The sequence below is a fragment of the Pseudomonas sp. W3I7 genome, assembly GCF_030816095.1.
Classification (GTDB): Bacteria; Pseudomonadota; Gammaproteobacteria; order Pseudomonadales; family Pseudomonadaceae; genus Aquipseudomonas; species Aquipseudomonas salomonii.
In genome coordinates this window covers 2053082-2068787 of record NZ_JAUSXP010000001.1, presented here as the reverse complement: position 1 = coordinate 2068787, position 15706 = coordinate 2053082, and the positions used below count along the sequence as shown (strand labels likewise).

At 59.0% G+C, this 15706-nt stretch carries 14 protein-coding genes and 4 tRNA genes; 7 read left to right on the top strand and 11 right to left on the bottom strand.

Features of this window, described 5'->3' with window-relative positions:
- Positions 1-197: 197 nt before the first annotated feature.
- From clpX to tig, 3 genes are all read right to left on the bottom strand, one after another.
- Positions 198-1481: an ATP-dependent Clp protease ATP-binding subunit ClpX gene (clpX, locus tag QF043_RS09760; RefSeq protein WP_017136464.1), complete on the bottom strand. Its 1284-nt coding sequence runs from the start codon at positions 1479-1481 to the stop codon at positions 198-200.
- A 112-nt stretch (positions 1482-1593) separates the two neighbouring features.
- Positions 1594-2229, bottom strand: a complete 636-nt coding sequence (clpP, locus tag QF043_RS09755; protein ID WP_003174822.1) for an ATP-dependent Clp endopeptidase proteolytic subunit ClpP — start codon at positions 2227-2229, stop codon at positions 1594-1596.
- Between the two features lie 91 nt (positions 2230-2320).
- Positions 2321-3631 carry a trigger factor gene (gene tig, locus QF043_RS09750; RefSeq protein WP_056861394.1) on the bottom strand — a complete coding sequence of 437 codons (1311 nt, stop codon included), beginning with the start codon at positions 3629-3631 and terminating at the stop codon, positions 2321-2323.
- Between the two features lie 222 nt (positions 3632-3853).
- On the opposite strand from tig, the gene QF043_RS09745 reads away from it, so the two are divergent.
- Entirely contained in the window at positions 3854-4114 is a 261-nt protein-coding gene (locus QF043_RS09745) for a hypothetical protein (RefSeq protein WP_307418331.1), read from the top strand.
- A gap of 224 nt (positions 4115-4338) precedes the next feature.
- Here the strand turns inward: QF043_RS09745 and QF043_RS09740 are convergent.
- The 4 genes from QF043_RS09740 to QF043_RS09725 form a co-directional block, all read right to left on the bottom strand.
- Positions 4339-4414 (bottom strand) — tRNA-His (locus tag QF043_RS09740).
- 76 nt (positions 4415-4490) lie between these two features.
- Positions 4491-4575: transfer RNA gene (locus QF043_RS09735), tRNA-Leu, on the bottom strand.
- Positions 4576-4630: 55 nt separating this feature from the next.
- Positions 4631-4706 (bottom strand) — tRNA-His (locus QF043_RS09730).
- 32 nt (positions 4707-4738) lie between these two features.
- Positions 4739-4815 (bottom strand) — tRNA-Arg (locus QF043_RS09725).
- Positions 4816-5091: 276 nt separating this feature from the next.
- On the opposite strand from QF043_RS09725, the gene folD reads away from it, so the two are divergent.
- Together folD and pbpG are read left to right on the top strand one after the other, a co-directional pair.
- Positions 5092-5946 (top strand): bifunctional methylenetetrahydrofolate dehydrogenase/methenyltetrahydrofolate cyclohydrolase FolD, encoded by an 855-nt coding sequence (gene folD, locus QF043_RS09720; RefSeq protein WP_056861391.1) that lies wholly within the window; start codon positions 5092-5094, stop codon positions 5944-5946.
- 209 nt (positions 5947-6155) lie between these two features.
- A complete protein-coding gene (gene pbpG, locus QF043_RS09715) occupies positions 6156-7079 on the top strand; it encodes a D-alanyl-D-alanine endopeptidase (RefSeq protein ID WP_065931109.1) in 924 nt (307 codons plus the stop codon).
- Positions 7080-7210: 131 nt separating this feature from the next.
- Here pbpG and QF043_RS09710 read toward each other — a convergent pair whose 3' ends face one another.
- The gene (locus QF043_RS09710) at positions 7211-7873 is read right to left on the bottom strand and encodes a peptidase C39 family protein (protein ID WP_069788300.1); all 663 of its coding nucleotides are present in this window, start codon (positions 7871-7873) and stop codon (positions 7211-7213) included.
- Between the two features lie 197 nt (positions 7874-8070).
- Between QF043_RS09710 and QF043_RS09705 the strand changes: the two genes are divergently transcribed.
- Positions 8071-8232, top strand: a complete 162-nt coding sequence (locus QF043_RS09705) for a hypothetical protein (RefSeq protein ID WP_164488410.1) — start codon at positions 8071-8073, stop codon at positions 8230-8232.
- Here QF043_RS09705 and QF043_RS09700 read toward each other — a convergent pair.
- A complete protein-coding gene (locus QF043_RS09700; RefSeq protein ID WP_058420894.1) occupies positions 8229-8639 on the bottom strand; it encodes a hypothetical protein in 411 nt (136 codons plus the stop codon). The two genes, QF043_RS09705 and QF043_RS09700, sit on opposite strands and share 4 nt — an antisense overlap.
- Positions 8640-8864: 225 nt before the next feature.
- Between QF043_RS09700 and QF043_RS09695 the strand changes: the two genes are divergently transcribed.
- The 3 genes from QF043_RS09695 to QF043_RS09685 are packed head-to-tail and all read left to right on the top strand — an operon-like array spanning position 8865 to position 14644.
- Complete coding sequence (locus QF043_RS09695; protein ID WP_307418328.1) at positions 8865-12086, top strand: efflux RND transporter permease subunit; 3222 nt, start codon at positions 8865-8867, stop codon at positions 12084-12086.
- The gene (locus tag QF043_RS09690; RefSeq protein WP_307418327.1) at positions 12076-13242 is read left to right on the top strand and encodes an efflux RND transporter periplasmic adaptor subunit; all 1167 of its coding nucleotides are present in this window, start codon (positions 12076-12078) and stop codon (positions 13240-13242) included. Before QF043_RS09695 ends, QF043_RS09690 begins: the two co-directional genes overlap by 11 nt.
- Positions 13226-14644, top strand: a complete 1419-nt coding sequence (locus tag QF043_RS09685) for an efflux transporter outer membrane subunit (RefSeq protein ID WP_307418326.1) — start codon at positions 13226-13228, stop codon at positions 14642-14644. The genes QF043_RS09690 and QF043_RS09685 overlap by 17 nt, the downstream gene beginning before the upstream one ends.
- 152 nt (positions 14645-14796) lie before the next feature.
- Here QF043_RS09685 and QF043_RS09680 read toward each other — a convergent pair whose 3' ends face one another.
- Together QF043_RS09680 and QF043_RS09675 are read right to left on the bottom strand one after the other, a co-directional pair.
- Positions 14797-15210 carry a hypothetical protein gene (locus QF043_RS09680; RefSeq protein WP_307418325.1) on the bottom strand — a complete coding sequence of 138 codons (414 nt, stop codon included), beginning with the start codon at positions 15208-15210 and terminating at the stop codon, positions 14797-14799.
- Positions 15211-15226: 16 nt separating this feature from the next.
- Positions 15227-15610 carry a polymorphic toxin type 44 domain-containing protein gene (locus QF043_RS09675; RefSeq protein WP_244657823.1) on the bottom strand — a complete coding sequence of 128 codons (384 nt, stop codon included), beginning with the start codon at positions 15608-15610 and terminating at the stop codon, positions 15227-15229.
- Positions 15611-15706 lie beyond the last annotated feature (96 nt).

Here is a 15706-nt window from a genome sequence, read left to right as displayed (position 1 = left end):
TTTCGCCTCTATGACAGTTGAAAAATTAGCTTGAAACCAAGATGGGGGCTGTACGCAAAAAAAACAAGCTCAATGCCAGCAGTTAAACGCATGAATAAACGCGAATTTAACCGCAAAACACAAACCGCCCCGAAAAACCGCCACATAAAAAGAAAGGGCCTCGAAAGGCCCTTGCTGGTACTGCGACGGCTTGACGCTTACGCGTCAGGTGCAGCCTTGGCAGCCGGCTCACTGTTTTCGTAGATATACAGTGGCTTGGACTTGCCTTCGATAACGCTTTCGTCGATCACCACCTTGCTCACCTCGGATTGCGAGGGGATTTCGTACATGGTGTCGAGCAACACGCCTTCGAGGATCGAACGCAGGCCACGTGCACCGGTCTTGCGCTCCAGTGCCCGCTTGGCCACTGATTTGAGCGCGTCGGTACGGAACTCGAGGTCTACACCTTCCATCTCGAACAGCTTGGCGTATTGCTTGGTCAGGGCGTTTTTCGGCTCGGTGAGGATCTGAATCAGAGCAGCCTCATCCAGTTCGTCCAACGTGGCCAGGACCGGCAGACGGCCAACGAATTCAGGGATCAGACCGAACTTGACCAAATCGTCAGGTTCGACTTCACGCAGGGACTCGCCCACCTTCTTGCCTTCTTCCTTGCTGCGCACTTCTGCACCGAAACCAATGCCGCCACGGGTGGAACGCTGCTGAATAACCTTTTCCAGCCCCGAGAATGCACCGCCACAGATGAAAAGGATGTTGCGTGTATCAACCTGAAGGAATTCCTGCTGCGGGTGTTTGCGGCCGCCTTGTGGCGGTACGGAAGCAACCGTGCCTTCGATCAGTTTCAACAGGGCTTGCTGCACGCCTTCACCGGAAACGTCCCGGGTGATCGACGGGTTGTCGGACTTGCGCGAAATCTTGTCGATTTCGTCGATGTAGACAATACCCATCTGGGCCTTCTCTACGTCGTAGTCGCACTTCTGCAGCAGCTTCTGAATGATGTTCTCGACATCTTCACCCACGTAGCCAGCCTCGGTGAGGGTGGTGGCGTCGGCGATGGTGAACGGAACGTTCAGCAGGCGAGCGAGGGTTTCTGCAAGCAGGGTTTTACCCGAGCCTGTAGGACCAATCAGCAAGATGTTGCTCTTGCCGAGTTCGACTTCGTCGCCTTTCTTGTCACGCTGGTTCAAGCGCTTGTAGTGGTTGTACACCGCTACCGCCAAAACCTTTTTTGCACGCTCTTGACCAATCACATACTGATCAAGGATGCCGCTGATTTCTTTAGGCGAAGGCAATTTATGCGCGCTGCTCTCGGCCTGGGCTTCCTGCACCTCCTCGCGGATGATGTCATTGCACAGGTCGACGCACTCGTCGCAGATAAACACCGAGGGGCCGGCAATCAATTTGCGTACTTCATGCTGGCTTTTGCCACAGAAGGAGCAATAGAGCAGCTTGCCGTTGTCCTCGCCGTTGCGGGTGTCAGTCATTCGTTCGATCCAAATCCGATAGGCTTGCAACACAAGATGAAGGCTTATGCGGGCTTTTTCAAGCCCACCGGTGGTCGGACATGCCGACCAGCCTTATTTTGAGGTGCTTATATTAAGCGGGGCGCTTTTCGATCACTGCGTCGATCAACCCGTATTCACGAGCAGCTTCAGCGCTCATGAAATTGTCGCGGTTGGTATCACGCTCGATTTCTTCCAGGGTGTGCCCGCTGTGTTTGGCCATCAGCGTGTTCAGACGCTCACGAATAAACAGGATTTCCTTGGCGTGGATTTCGATGTCCGATGCCTGGCCCTGGAAACCGCCCAACGGCTGGTGAATCATCACACGCGAGTTCGGCAGGCAGTAACGCTTGCCCTCGGCACCTGCGGTCAGCAGGAACGCGCCCATGCTGCAGGCCTGGCCGATGCACGTGGTCGACACGTTTGGCTTGATGAACTGCATGGTGTCGTAGATCGACATGCCTGCAGTGACCGAGCCGCCCGGGGAGTTGATATAAAGATGGATGTCCTTGTCCGGGTTTTCCGCTTCAAGGAACAGCAGTTGCGCGCAGATCAGGTTGGCCATGTAGTCCTCTACCGGGCCGACCAGAAAAATCACTCGTTCCTTGAGCAGGCGCGAGTAGATGTCATAGGCGCGTTCGCCACGAGCAGATTGCTCGACAACCATCGGGACCAGGCCGCCAGCGGCCTGGATATCAGAGTTCTGCTGAATATAGGAATTACGGAACATGCTCTGCAGTTACTCCCAAATAGTCATGTCTTGAAAACGCATAAGCCAGCGCGAGGCTGGCTTATGGTTATATTTCGAACGAGTTGGACAATCAGTCGGCTTGTGCTGCTTCCGCCGGTTTGACTGCTTCTTCGTAAGAGACCGCTTTGTCGGTCACCTTAGCCTTCTGCAGAACAGTATCCACAACTTGTTCTTCCAGCACAACCGAACGTACTTCGTTCAGTTGCTGGTCGTTCTTGTAGTACCAAGCCACGACCTGCTCAGGCTCCTGGTAGGCCGAAGCCATTTCCTGGATCATTTCGCGAACGCGATCTTCGTCAGGCTTGAGGTCGAATTGCTTGACCACTTCAGCCACGACCAGACCCAGTACAACGCGGCGCTTGGCTTGCTCTTCGAACAGCTCGGCCGGCAGTTGGTCAGGCTTGATGTTGCCACCGAACTGTTGAACCGCTTGAACGCGCAGGCGATCCACTTCGTTGGACAGCAGAGCCTTGGGCACTTCGATCGGGTTGGCGGCCAGCAGACCATCCATTACCTGGTTCTTGACCTTGGACTTGATGGCCTGACGCAGTTCACGCTCCATGTTCTTGCGAACTTCGGTGCGAAAGCCGTCGATGCCGGTTTCTTTGATACCGAACTGGGCGAAGAACTCTTCGTTCAGCTCAGGCAGCTTAGGCTCGGAAACGCTGTTGACGGTCACGGTGAACTCGGCGGCTTTACCGGCCAGGTCCAGATTCTGGTAGTCAGCCGGGAAAGTCAGGCTCAGAACGCGCTCTTCACCGGCCTTGGCGCCAACCAGGCCGTCTTCGAAACCCGGGATCATGCGGTTGGAACCCAGCACCAGCTGGGTGCCCTTGGCGGAGCCGCCAGCGAATGCTTCGCCGTCAACCTTGCCAACGAAATCGATGTTCAGCTGGTCTTCGTTCTGGGCGGCACGCTCGGCCACTTCGAAACGAGTGTTCTGCTTGCGCAGGATTTCCAGCATGTTGTCCAGGTCGGCATCCGCCACGTCAGCGCTCAGGCGCTCAACGGCGATGTCTTCGAAACCGGCAACGGTGAATTCCGGGAACACTTCGAATACGGCAACGTATTCCAGGTCTTTACCGGCTTCCAGGGATTTAGGCTCGATCGAAGGCGAACCCGCCGGGTTCAGCTTGTGCTCGACAACGGCTTCGTAGAAGGAAGCCTGGATCACGTCACCCACAGCTTCCTGACGCGCATCGGCACCAAAACGACGCTTGATTTCGCTCATTGGCACTTTGCCTGGACGGAAACCAGCGATCTTGGCCTTTTGGGCAGTCTGCTGCAGACGCTTGTTGACCGCAGTCTCAATACGCTCTGCCGGAACGGTGATGCTCAGGCGGCGCTCGATGGCAGTAGTATTTTCAACAGAAACTTGCATGGATATTCCTCGTTGCACAGACGTTAGCCGGCCGTTTCCGACCCCAGAATCAAGGGCATGCATTCTAGTGGGTCAAACTCAAGAAGTCACCCTACTGAAAACGGGTGGAAAAACAGCAGGCCATTTATAGGTTCAAGTGCACGCATGCACCTCATCCCGTTAGCAAATACAGCGCATCACGCCAGGGCTCTAGGCCAGCCCTTCTATATATAGAAGAGCCGGATGCACACCCCGACGAGCGACCCTGCAAGCAAGGTCGAAGGGTGTGGCGGCAGCATCGAGAAACACAAATACGATGAAACGCCCTACCCCGGAAACTCAAAACACTCAAACAAAAACGGCACAGCCCTTTTTCAGGTACTGCGCCGTTATTCGCTATTAAATAGCTGTACTGACCCTTATATAGCTGTGGATCAGTTCTACACGCTCAAAACCGGCAACGATTCTAACGCCAAGGCATTGAGAATGCTTGTTTTTTCTTGACGTCAATCAATGCCGCAGGCCTGGCACCGATCGATGGCGGCAAAAACCCGGCTGCGCGCCCGATGCAGCAGCGCCCGCGCGTTGCACAGACTGACACCCCGCCACTCGGCAACCTCCTCAAGCTCGAGCCCTACAGCCAATGTGCCTTATCAACACATACGCGGCCGGGTATTTTTGGAGGCAAAAAAAAGCGCCAGATCATTGATCTGGCGCTTTTTAGAATATGGGGTGGACGAAGGGGATCGAACCCTCGACAACGGGAGTCACAATCCCGTGCTCTACCAACTGAGCTACGCCCACCATATTGCATCAACAAGGAACTCGAACACCTTCCTTGTCTGGCCTCACCCTGCCTGATGGCTGGATGACGCTTAATTGGTGCGGATGAAGAGACTCGAACTCTTACGCCTCGCGGCGCTGGAACCTAAATCCAGTGTGTCTACCAATTCCACCACATCCGCGCTTGAAGCTCTTAAAGCAAAGGCGCCAGACGATTAATCTGGCGCCTTTTAAATATGGGGTGGACGAAGGGGATCGAACCCTCGACAACGGGAGTCACAATCCCGTGCTCTACCAACTGAGCTACGCCCACCATCTAGCGCTACTTGTGCCAAAGCTGCCTAATGGCGCACCCGGCAGGACTCGAACCTGCGACCATCCGCTTAGAAGGCGGATGCTCTATCCAGCTGAGCTACGGGCGCCTTATTAATCTGTACTCGTTGAAGATTACAAACTAAGTGCTTCCAGCCTTGCAGAACAGCTCTATCTGCTCGACCTTCTTAACCAGTGCTAGGCTGTGCCCGACAAGTGCGACGAATAGTATAGACGGCCTTGATACCCGTCAAATCTTTTTTGAAAAAAACTGATTTTATTTAAGGGGTTAGGGCAATTTGCAGACCAAGCGCCTTTGCCCTCACGTCATGGCGTGCGAGAATGCGCGCACTTTTCTTCCCCCTCTCGATGGTTAATCACGCGTAATGACTGCACAACTTATCGACGGCAAATCAATCGCCGCCAGCCTGCGCCAGCAGATCGCCAAACGAGTCACCGAGCGCCGCCTGCAAGGCCTGCGCACGCCTGGCCTCGCGGTGATCCTGGTCGGCAGCGATCCTGCCTCTCAGGTTTATGTCTCGCACAAGCGTAAAGACTGTGAAGAGGTCGGCTTCATTTCCAAGGCCTACGACTTGCCTTCCGAGACCACCCAGCAGGCGCTTACCGACCTGATCGACGGCCTCAACGACGACCCGGCCATCGACGGCATCCTGCTGCAATTGCCGCTGCCCGAGCACCTGGACGCCTCCAAACTGCTGGAGCGCATCCGCCCGGACAAAGACGTCGACGGCTTCCACCCGTATAACGTCGGCCGCCTGGCCCAGCGTATTCCGCTGCTGCGCCCGTGCACCCCGAAGGGCATCATGACTTTGCTGGAAAGCACCGGCGTCGATCTGTACGGCCTCGATGCGGTAGTGGTCGGTGCCTCCAACATCGTCGGTCGCCCGATGGCCATGGAACTGCTGCTGGCCGGCTGCACCGTGACTGTTACCCACCGTTTCACCAAGGACCTCGCCGGCCACGTTGGCCGCGCCGACCTGGTGGTGGTTGCCGCCGGCAAGCCGGGCCTGGTCAAGGGCGAGTGGATCAAGGAAGGCGCCATTGTCATCGACGTAGGCATCAACCGTCAGGATGACGGCAAGCTGGTCGGCGACGTGGTGTACGAAACCGCCCTGCCCCGCGCCGGCTGGATCACCCCGGTACCCGGCGGTGTCGGCCCGATGACCCGTGCGTGCCTGCTGGAAAATACCCTGTACGCGGCAGAAACCCTGCACGACTAATAACCAGTGGTACTGAAAAAGCCCTGCCTTATCGCAGGGCTTTTTATTGCGCGGCTAAAAACCCTTTTTTTCTTAGTTTTTAAGTACTTTCGTCTGGTTCTAGAAGAACATTCGACAGTTCTTCGTCCATACTCCTAAAATGTAACGGCATTTATCAAAAAACCGTTTGCGAACGGCATTTTCCTTACTTTTTTAGCGAGTTCACCCGCGTGAAAATTCGTCTCTCTCTTGTCAGCCTATTGTTTGCATTTACAGGCACCTTCGCGCACGCCAGCGAAACCACTATCGCCCCGCGTGATACCTCCAAACTGCAGATCGCTTCCGGCAGCGCCATCCTGGTCGACCTGCAGACCAATAAAGTCATCTACGCCAGCAACCCCGACGTGGTGGTGCCGATTGCCTCCGTCAGCAAGCTGATGACCGGCCTGATCGTGCTCGAAGCCAAACAGAACATGGATGAGTACATCGACATCAACATCAAGGACACGCCGGAGATGAAAGGCGTGTTCTCCCGGGTGAAAATCGGCAGCGAAATGCCGCGCAAGGAAATGCTGCTGATCGCCCTGATGTCCTCTGAAAACCGCGCCGCCGCCAGCCTGGCCCACCACTACCCAGGCGGCTACCCGGCGTTTATTGCAGCGATGAACGCCAAGGCCAAGGCGCTGGGCATGACCAGCACGCACTACGTGGAACCTACCGGCCTGTCGATTCACAACGTGTCCACCGCCCGCGACCTGAGCAAGTTGCTGGCCGCTGCGCGTAAATACCCGATGCTGAGCCAACTGAGCACCACCAAGGAAAAGACCGTGGCGTTCCGCAAGCCCAACTACACCTTGGGTTTCTCCAACACCGACCACCTGATCAACCGCGCCAACTGGGATATCAAGCTGACCAAGACCGGCTTCACCAACCAGGCCGGCCATTGCCTGGTGCTGGTGACCAGCATGGGCAACCGCCCAGTCTCGCTGGTGATCCTTGATGCGTTCGGCAAGTTCACCCATTTTGCCGACGCCACGCGTATCCGCAACTGGGTCGAAACCGGCCGCAGCGGCTCGGTGCCGGACGTGGCCTTGCGCTATAAGGCTGACAAGAACCTGAAGAGTCGCCCGAACGCCGCTGAAGTACGCCGCTAAATAATAATGTGGGAGCTTGCTTGTGTGGGAGCTGGCTTGCCTGCGATAGCATCAACGCGGTGTAACAGATAAACCGAGTTGCCTGCATCGCAGGCAAGCCAGCTCCCACAGGCCTTAGCCCTCAGTGTTTTTTACTTTCTCTCCGCCAACACCTTGAGCGCCTGCGCGGCCGCCTGTTCCTGCCCGGCCTGCGCCGTGGCATTGGCAGAATCACGCCAGCGCTGCACATCCACATTCGCCGGCAACTGGCTCGGGCGCTGGGTCAAAATCGCCCAGTGCCCTGCGCTCTTCCACGCCGATTCAAAATCACTGAAGCTCATCAACAACCGCCGGTCCATGCCCGAACGCAGCAACACCGTGCTCTTCTGCTGGTTGAACCCCACCACAACCACGTAACGCGTACCCGACCACATGCTCGGATTAATTCGCGCCATCACCGGGTAACCCGCCGCCACTTGCGCCAGCACGGCCGTCAATTGGCTGTCCAGCGGGTACACCATCAGCCCGTATTCACGCGCCAGCACCTGCATGTTGCGCTCAAGGTTCGCCTCGCCGCCCGGCAAGTGCAGCGGTTTGTCGAGTAAACCGGGTGTCATGACAATGCCTTGTTGCGACAGCATGCTGGCTAATGCTGAAGGGCCGCTCTGATAGGCCTCGCTGCGATACGCCGGCACGCCCGTGAGTTCAACGCGCTCCGGCAACCCCGCCAGTTTCGACGGGTGCCCGGAACACGCCGCCAGCCCGAGGGCGCACGCCAGCAACAAGGAGGTTTTAACGTTCGAGCGTAAGCGCAATTTTTTACTCTCTTGATCAACGGCCGGTAAGGGTCCAGATCATAGCCCAATCGCATTCAGGGAGCAGTGACAGCGCGCTGATATAGCCAACAAGTTGGACCGATTCGACCATTGGTCAATAGCACGCAACCGTCAGCTGACTAGACTGTCCATTGAGAAGACTGTGTGTGCCCCCAGCGGGGCGAAAGGAGGCCGGAATGAGCCTTGCAACAACGATTTTCATGTTGGTCTGTGGTTGGCTGGCAGTAGCCGCCGCCATGTTGTGGGGCGTGATGCGCGTCACGCGTCGGCATCACCACCCCCATGTCACACCTGCTGCACCGGCCAAGCCGCACAAGGCCGAGGTGCATCACGCCTAGCCAGGCATGCAATCGAAGTCTTGAGTCGCGGCCACTTCCTTGCCGCGACCGTCCTTGAGCACGGCACGCACGGTAGTGCCCAGGCTGGATTCCACCAGCGTGTAGTGCTCACCCGCCTTGAAATTCTTGTACTCGACCCGGCCCTGGCAGTCTTGCTGGTTGTCGTCGCCCGGCTCTTCTTCAAACAGTGTCACATCCAAACGATGGTCCCCCGGGGTCACTTCAAAATAGCGGCCGTCGTCCACGCGGTGGCCGTCGACGCGCTCGGCCATCAGGTCATTTGGCGCTTCTTCCTTCAGGCCGATCCACGCTTCGCTCGGGTCGGCTTTAGGGAGGGGGCCGGCGCAGGCCGATAACAACAAAACAACACCCAGTGCGGGGATCAACAACAAAGGCTTGAGTGACATGGCAGGGCTCCAAAGGGCTTCAGTTAAAAGGTTGGAAGCGATTCAACTGTATCGCCGCCGATGGATTACAAGCTTGGAGAGCGGCCTTATGTAGAACAAATGAATACATATGAAACGATCTTCAGCCGTTAACTAAATGTTCCTTCACCTGGCTGAAAGGTGCGTGTTAGGTGGGTCGGGCAAGACTGCCGGGGTTTGCAATCCTGCTCCCTCGGAGGTTCACGCATGCTCGGGCTGGTAAAGACCGCACTGCAAAAGCCCTACACGTTTATTGTGTTGGCCATATTTATCTGCATCATCGGGCCGATGGCGGCCCTGCGAACCCCCACGGATGTTTTTCCCGATATCGGCATCCCCGTCGTCGCTGTGGTCTGGCAGTACAACGGCCTGTCGCCGGACGCCATGGCCGGTCGGGTGATCTACACCTACGAACGCTCCTTGAGCACCACCGTTAACGACATCGAACACATCGAATCGCAATCGCTGCCCGGCATGGGCATCGTCAAGATCTTCTTCCAGCCCGGCGTGGACATCCGCACCGCCAACGCCCAAGTGACGGCCGTGTCACAAACCGTGCTCAAGCAGATGCCACCGGGCATCACGCCGCCGCTGATCCTCAACTACAGCGCCTCCACGGTGCCGATCCTGCAACTGGCGTTTTCCAGCCCCAGCCTCTCGGAAGCCAAGATCCGCGATCTGGTGCAGAACAATATCCGCCTGCCCCTGAGCGCCCTGCCCGGCCTGGCCATGCCCACGCCAATGGGCGGCAAGCAACGCCAGATCACCCTCGACCTCGACCCACAGGCGCTGGCCGCCAAAGGCTTGTCGGCACAGGACGTGGGCAATGCCCTGGCACTGCAAAACCAGATCATCCCAGTGGGTACCGCCAAACTCGGCCCCAACGAATACACGATCCTGCTCAACAACAGCCCCAAGGCGATTGATGAGCTCAACGACCTGCCGATCAAGACGGTCGACGGCGCAATCATCACCATCGGCCAGGTGGCCCACGTGCGTGACGGCTCGCCGCCGCAGACCAACATCGTGCGCGTCGACGGCCACCGTGCGGTGCTGATGCCGGCGTTGAAAAACGGCAGCATCTCTACCCTGTCGATCATCGACGGCATCCGCCAGATGCTGCCGCGCATCAACGAAACCCTGCCGCCGTCGCTGAAGACCTCACTGCTGGGCGACGCCTCGGTGTTCGTTAAACAATCGGTGGGCAGCGTGGCCCAGGAAGGCATCATTGCCGCATTGCTGACCAGTGCGATGATCCTGCTGTTCCTCGGCAGCTGGCGCTCCACCTTGATCATCGCCGCCTCGATTCCGCTGGCGGTGTTGTCGGCCATTGCCTTGCTGGCGGCCACCGGGCAAACCCTCAACGTGATGACCCTCGGCGGGCTCGCGTTGGCGGTGGGGATTTTGGTGGACGATGCCACGGTGACCATCGAAAACATCAATTGGCACCTGGAACAAGGCAAGGCGGTGAAGACCGCGATCCTCGACGGCGCTGCGCAGATCGTCGGCCCGGCGTTTGTGTCGCTGCTGTGTATCTGCATCGTGTTTGTGCCGATGTTCCTGCTGCAGGGCATCGCCGGTTACCTGTTCCGGCCGATGGCGCTGGCGGTGATTTTCGCCATGGCCAGTTCGTTCATTCTCTCGCGCACCCTGGTGCCGACCCTGGCGATGTTTTTGCTCAAGCCGCACGTGCCGGAGCAAGGGCCTGGGCATCACCCGGAAGATGAGTTCATCAACCATCACGAAGGTGAACAGCACAAGAAGCCGCGCAATCGCGTGCTGCAATCGGTGCTGAATTTCCAGCAGGGTTTCGAGCGGCACTTCTCGAATATCCGCGACACCTACCACGGCCTGCTGACCCTGGCACTGGGCGCACGCAAGCGCTTTATCGTCGGGTTCCTGGCCTGCGTGCTGGCCTCGTTCCTGCTGTTGCCGAGCCTGGGCCAGGACTTCTTCCCGGCCACCGACGCCGGTGCGCTGGCCCTGCATGTGCGCCTGCCATTGGGCACGCGCATTGAAGAAAGCGCGGCGGCGTTCGACCGCATTGAAGCGCGGATTCGTGAAGTGATCCCCGCCGAAGAACTCGACACCATCGTCGACAACATTGGCATCCCGCTCAGCGGTATCGACATGGCCTACAGCAGCAGCGGCACCATCGGCCCGCAGGATGGGGATATCCAGGTCAGCTTGAAAAAAGACCACGCGCCGACCGCCGACTACGTGAAAAAACTGCGTGAAGCCTTGCCGCAAAGCTTCCCCGGCAGCCACTTTGCGTTCCTGCCTGCCGACATCAGCAGCCAGATTCTCAACTTCGGTGCCCCGGCGCCGCTGGACGTGAAAATCTCCGGGCGCAGCGATGCAGAAAACCGCGCCTACGCCATCGAACTGGAGCGCCGCCTGCAACATATTCCGGGCATTGCCGACCTGCGCATCCAGCAGTCCACCGGCTACCCGTCGTTGCAAGTCAACGTCGACCGTATGCGCGCCAATGGCCTGGGCATCACCGAGCGTGACGTCACCAACAGCATGGTCGCCTCGCTGGCCGGCAGCTCCCAGGTGGCGCCGACTTTCTGGCTTAACCCGGCCAACGGCGTGTCCTACTCCATCGTCGCCGCCACCCCGCAATACCGCCTCGACAGCTTGCCGTCACTGGAAGCCTTGCCGGTGACCGGTGCCGATGGGCAATCGCAAATCCTCGGCGGCGTGGCGAGCATCTCGCGCGTGCAAAGCCCGGCGGTGGTGACCCACTACAACATCGAACCGACCCTGGACCTGTACGCCAACGTGCAAGGCCGCGACCTCGGCGGCGTGGCCCGTGACGTGCAAAAAGTGCTGGATGACACCGCCGCCATGCGTCCCAAAGGCGCGGTGATCAGCCTGCACGGGCAGATCGACGCGCTGCATGAAGCCTTCAGCGGTTTGAGCTTCGGCCTGCTCGGCGCCGTGGTGCTGATCTACCTGCTGATCGTGGTCAACTTCCAGTCCTGGGCTGACCCGTTTGTGATCATCACTGCACTGCCGGCCGCACTGGCGGGAATTGTGTGGATGCTGTTCCTCAGCGGTACCTCGTTGTCGGTGCCGGCACTTACCGGCGCCATCCTCTGTATGGGCGTGGCCACCGCCAACTCGATCCTGGTGGTGAGCTTCTGCCGTGAACGCCTGGCCGAACATGGCGATGCGTTGAAGGCCGCCATGGAAGCCGGTTACACGCGCTTCCGCCCGGTGTGCATGACCGCCCTGGCGATGATCATCGGCATGTTGCCGCTGGCGATTTCCGAAGAGCAGAACGCCCCACTCGGCCGCGCCGTCATCGGTGGCTTGATCTTCGCCACCATCGCCACGTTGTTGTTTGTACCCGTGGTCTTCAGCCTGGTCCACGGTCGTCACCCTACTCGCGAAGTTGCTGGAGAAACCCCACATGTCGTCTGATCACAAACCCTCGCGCAAGCGTCTGATGCTCCTGGGTGTCGGCGGCCTGACATTGGCCGCCCTATTGGTCGCCAACGGCCTGCACGCCCGCACCACCCACGAAGAAGCGGTGACGGCCTGGACCGAAACCGCCGCCATCCCCCAGGTGATGGTGTTCCAGCCCAAGCTCAACGCCGCCGGCGATACCCTGCGCCTGCCCGCGCACCTCGACGCCTGGAGCAAGGCGCCGATTCATGCGCGGGTGAGCGGCTACTTGAAAGACTGGAAAGTCGACATCGGCAGCCAGGTAAAAGCCGGGCAAATCCTCGCCGAAATCGACAGCCCCGACCTCGACCAGCAGCTGGCGCAAACCCACGCCCGCCTGCTGCAGGAACAGGCCAATGCACGCCTGGCCGCAACCACCGCCACACGCTGGCAGAACCTGCTCGCCAGCCACTCGGTGTCGCGTCAGGAGGCGGATGAAAAAACCTCCAACGCCGCCGCGGCCAAAGCCAACGCCGAGGCCGCTGCTGCCGACTATGCGCGGCTGTCGGCACTGGAAAGCTACAAAACCATCCGCGCGCCGTTCGCCGGTACCATCACCGCGCGCAACACCGATATCGGCCAGTTGATCAAGGCCGACACCGACAGCGACCCGGAACTGTTCAACATCGCCGACACTCACCAACTGCGCCTGTACGTGCCGGTGCCGCAGAACTACGCGTCGGTGATCCACCCTGGGCTTGAGGCCGAGTTGACCGTGCCCGAGCACCCTGGCGAACACTTCAAGGCGCGCCTGATCGGCGACTCAACCGCCATCGACCGCCGTTCCGGCACCCTGCTCGCACAATTCGTCGCCGACAACCCCAACGGCGAACTGCTGCCCGGTGACTACGCCGAAGCCACCCTGCCAATCCCGGCCGACACCCACGGCGTGAGCATCCCGGCCAGCGCCTTGATCTTCCGCGCCCAAGGCACCCAGGTGGCGGTGCTGGACGCGCAGAACCACGTGCACCTGCAAGACATTCACATCGGCCTGGACCTGGGCGAACGCCTGGTGATCGACCAAGGCCTCAAACCCGCCGACCGCGTGGTTGACAACCCGCCCGACGCCCTGCGCGAAGGCGACCCGGTAGCGCTTGCCCAAGCCGGAGGTGCGCATGCGCATAAGGTTTAACCCTCTCGCGGCGCTGGTGCTGCTGGCCTTGCAGGGTTGCTCGATGGCGCCCACCTACAAGGTGCCCGCGGTTGACCTGCCGGCCGGCTACCGCGAACAGACCAGCGATGGCCCGTGGCACAGCGCGCAACCGTCCGACCAACTGGCACCCCAATGGTGGAAGCTCTACAACGACCCGCACCTCAATGCCCTGCAACAGCAATTGCTCAAGGCCAACCCGGACCTGGCGGCGGCGCTGGCGCACTTTGATGCGTCCCAGGCGTATGCCAGCCAATTGCATGCCGGGTTGTTCCCGCAAATCACCGCCAGCGCGCAGCCATTGCGCCAGCGGCAATCGGAGTCGCGGCCGCTGCGCGGCGATACGCAGCCGTCGGTGTACAACAGCAATACCGCTGCGTTTTCGCTGAGCTACGACCTGGACCTGTGGGGCAAGATCCGCAACCAGGTCGCGGCCGGTGATGCCCAGGCGCAAGCGTCCGGGGATGACCTGGCGGTGGCGCGCCTGAGCCTGCAGCATCAGCTGGCGACCTTGTACGTGCAGCTCAACGGCCTGGATGCGCAGAGTCGGATCCTCAATAGCTCGCTGGAGGATTTCAGCCAGGCGCTGCAACTGACCCGCAGCCGATACGAAGGCCAGATTGCTTCGGAGCTGGACCTCACTCGTGCGCAAAACCAGCTGGCCGAAGCCAAGGCTCAGCTGGATGAAGTACGCGGGCAACGCGACCTTACCGAGCACGCCATTGGTGAGCTGGTGGGCGTGGCAGCCAGTAACTTCACGCTGCCGCCGAGCCAGCAATTGATTGCCTTGCCGGGCATTCCATCGCAGCTGCCGAGCCACCTGCTGCAACGTCGCCCGGATATCGCGGCGGCGGAACGGCGAGTGTTCGCGGCCAATGCCAATATTGGCGTGGCCAAGGCGGCGTGGTATCCGGATTTCAGTCTCACCGGGTTGATCGGCGGGCAGACTCAAGGGGTTGGCAACCTGCTGTCTGCCGGTAACCGCTACTGGGCGCTGGGGCCGTTGGTGAATCTGCCGATCTTTGATGGTGGGCGGCTGAGCGCCAATGAACGGCAGGCCAAGGCCGAGTTTGAAGAAGCGTCGGCGCAGTACCGCAGCCATGTGCTCAAAGCGGTGCGTGAGGTGGAAGATAACCTCGCGCAATTGCGGGACTTGCAGCAAGAGGCCCAGGATGAGCAAGCGGCGGCGGACGCGGCGCAGCATACGCAGTCGTTGGCGATGAACAGCTATCAGGCCGGGGCTGTGAGTTATCTGGATGTGGTCACCGCGCAGACGGCGGCGTTGCAGGCACAAAGGACCTTGCAGGCGGTGCAGACGCGGCAGTTGCAGGCGAGTGTGGGGTTAGTCACGGCGCTCGGCGGCGGCTGGCAACCCGGCGCCTGACAGCGCTCGTCAGCACAGCCGGGATTGAAAGTGGGAGCTGGCTTGCCTGCGATGGCGGTGAACCAGGCGCCTGATGGGTTGGCCGATACACTGCCATCGCAGGCAAGCCAGCTCCCACGCTTAGAGCGTCCAGAGCGTGGGAACGATCAATTTCATCCCTCTGGCCGGCTATTCAGAAAAATGTTCACCTGTGTGTAATCACTGCCGTTGGCATGTCGGTACAAGGTGCTGCTGTGATAATCAGACACTTCGCCCGCCACCGAAACGGCAACCGCCCTGCCTTGAACATCAACCTTTGCGGCGGCATCGCGCGTAACCAGAAACGGATTGGCGTTTTCCAATTCAGACAATACTTCTGCGTCGGCGCCCAGGGTTCGATAAACATAGTATCGGTAGTTGAACGGAACCGTTGCACCACCACGGTCATCCTTGACCGCATAGATGGATGCTTCGCCGTTCAGCGCAACCTGGAGTACGACTTCTGTCAATTGCGGACGCCCTGGCGAAAATAACCCGTCAGCAGCGATATACAGCAAGCACAGCGCCAGCAGCGTCGTGGTAACCATCGAATAGAGTGACGTCCTAGTAGAACCTGAACCTGGCATACCTGATTCCTTCCTTGATCCAATGCTGGTCGACTGGGTCATCACCGAAGGGCGCATCGCCCCACCAACGACCAAACTCGGGTCTATCTGTACCGGCTCTGGTTTGAGCAAGCCCCGCTGCACGCAAAAGCACTTCTTCACTGAATCCGGCAGCAATGCCTACAGCACCATAATGGAAGTTTCCAAACGCTTCATACTCTTTGGAGATTTGCTTGTAGTCCCAAGGCCCGCGATTACGAACCTGAGTATAAAACCAAGAGTACATGAACGCTGAACCTGCTTTGAGCACCTCCTTCTTATGTGCGGCGATGAACATATTTTCGTTAACTGATACGCCAGGCGGCGGCTTAGGGTTGGCCATTGCATGCTTCCTTTGCATTAGGTTTTTTCGAGGCGAAACCTAGCACTGGAAACGGAGAGTTTTGAGCGCCGCAAGATGTAAAAGAAACTTCGTACG

Excerpts from the sequence above, each read along its gene's own strand:
- QF043_RS09675 (WP_244657823.1), bottom strand. The coding sequence starts at position 15,610 with ATGGCCAACCCTAAGCCGCCGCCTGGCGTATCAGTTAACGAAAATATG.
- QF043_RS09700 (WP_058420894.1), bottom strand. The coding sequence starts at position 8,639 with ATGTCACTCAAGCCTTTGTTGTTGATCCCCGCACTGGGTGTTGTTTTG.
- QF043_RS09685 (WP_307418326.1), top strand. The coding sequence starts at position 13,226 with ATGCGCATAAGGTTTAACCCTCTCGCGGCGCTGGTGCTGCTGGCCTTG.
- clpX (WP_017136464.1), bottom strand. The coding sequence starts at position 1,481 with ATGACTGACACCCGCAACGGCGAGGACAACGGCAAGCTGCTCTATTGC.
- QF043_RS09705 (WP_164488410.1), top strand. The coding sequence starts at position 8,071 with ATGAGCCTTGCAACAACGATTTTCATGTTGGTCTGTGGTTGGCTGGCA.
- QF043_RS09680 (WP_307418325.1), bottom strand. The coding sequence starts at position 15,210 with ATGGTTACCACGACGCTGCTGGCGCTGTGCTTGCTGTATATCGCTGCT.
- QF043_RS09695 (WP_307418328.1), top strand. The coding sequence starts at position 8,865 with ATGCTCGGGCTGGTAAAGACCGCACTGCAAAAGCCCTACACGTTTATT.
- clpP (WP_003174822.1), bottom strand. The coding sequence starts at position 2,229 with ATGTTCCGTAATTCCTATATTCAGCAGAACTCTGATATCCAGGCCGCT.
- tig (WP_056861394.1), bottom strand. The coding sequence starts at position 3,631 with ATGCAAGTTTCTGTTGAAAATACTACTGCCATCGAGCGCCGCCTGAGC.
- QF043_RS09690 (WP_307418327.1), top strand. The coding sequence starts at position 12,076 with ATGTCGTCTGATCACAAACCCTCGCGCAAGCGTCTGATGCTCCTGGGT.
- QF043_RS09745 (WP_307418331.1), top strand. The coding sequence starts at position 3,854 with ATGCACACCCCGACGAGCGACCCTGCAAGCAAGGTCGAAGGGTGTGGC.
- folD (WP_056861391.1), top strand. The coding sequence starts at position 5,092 with ATGACTGCACAACTTATCGACGGCAAATCAATCGCCGCCAGCCTGCGC.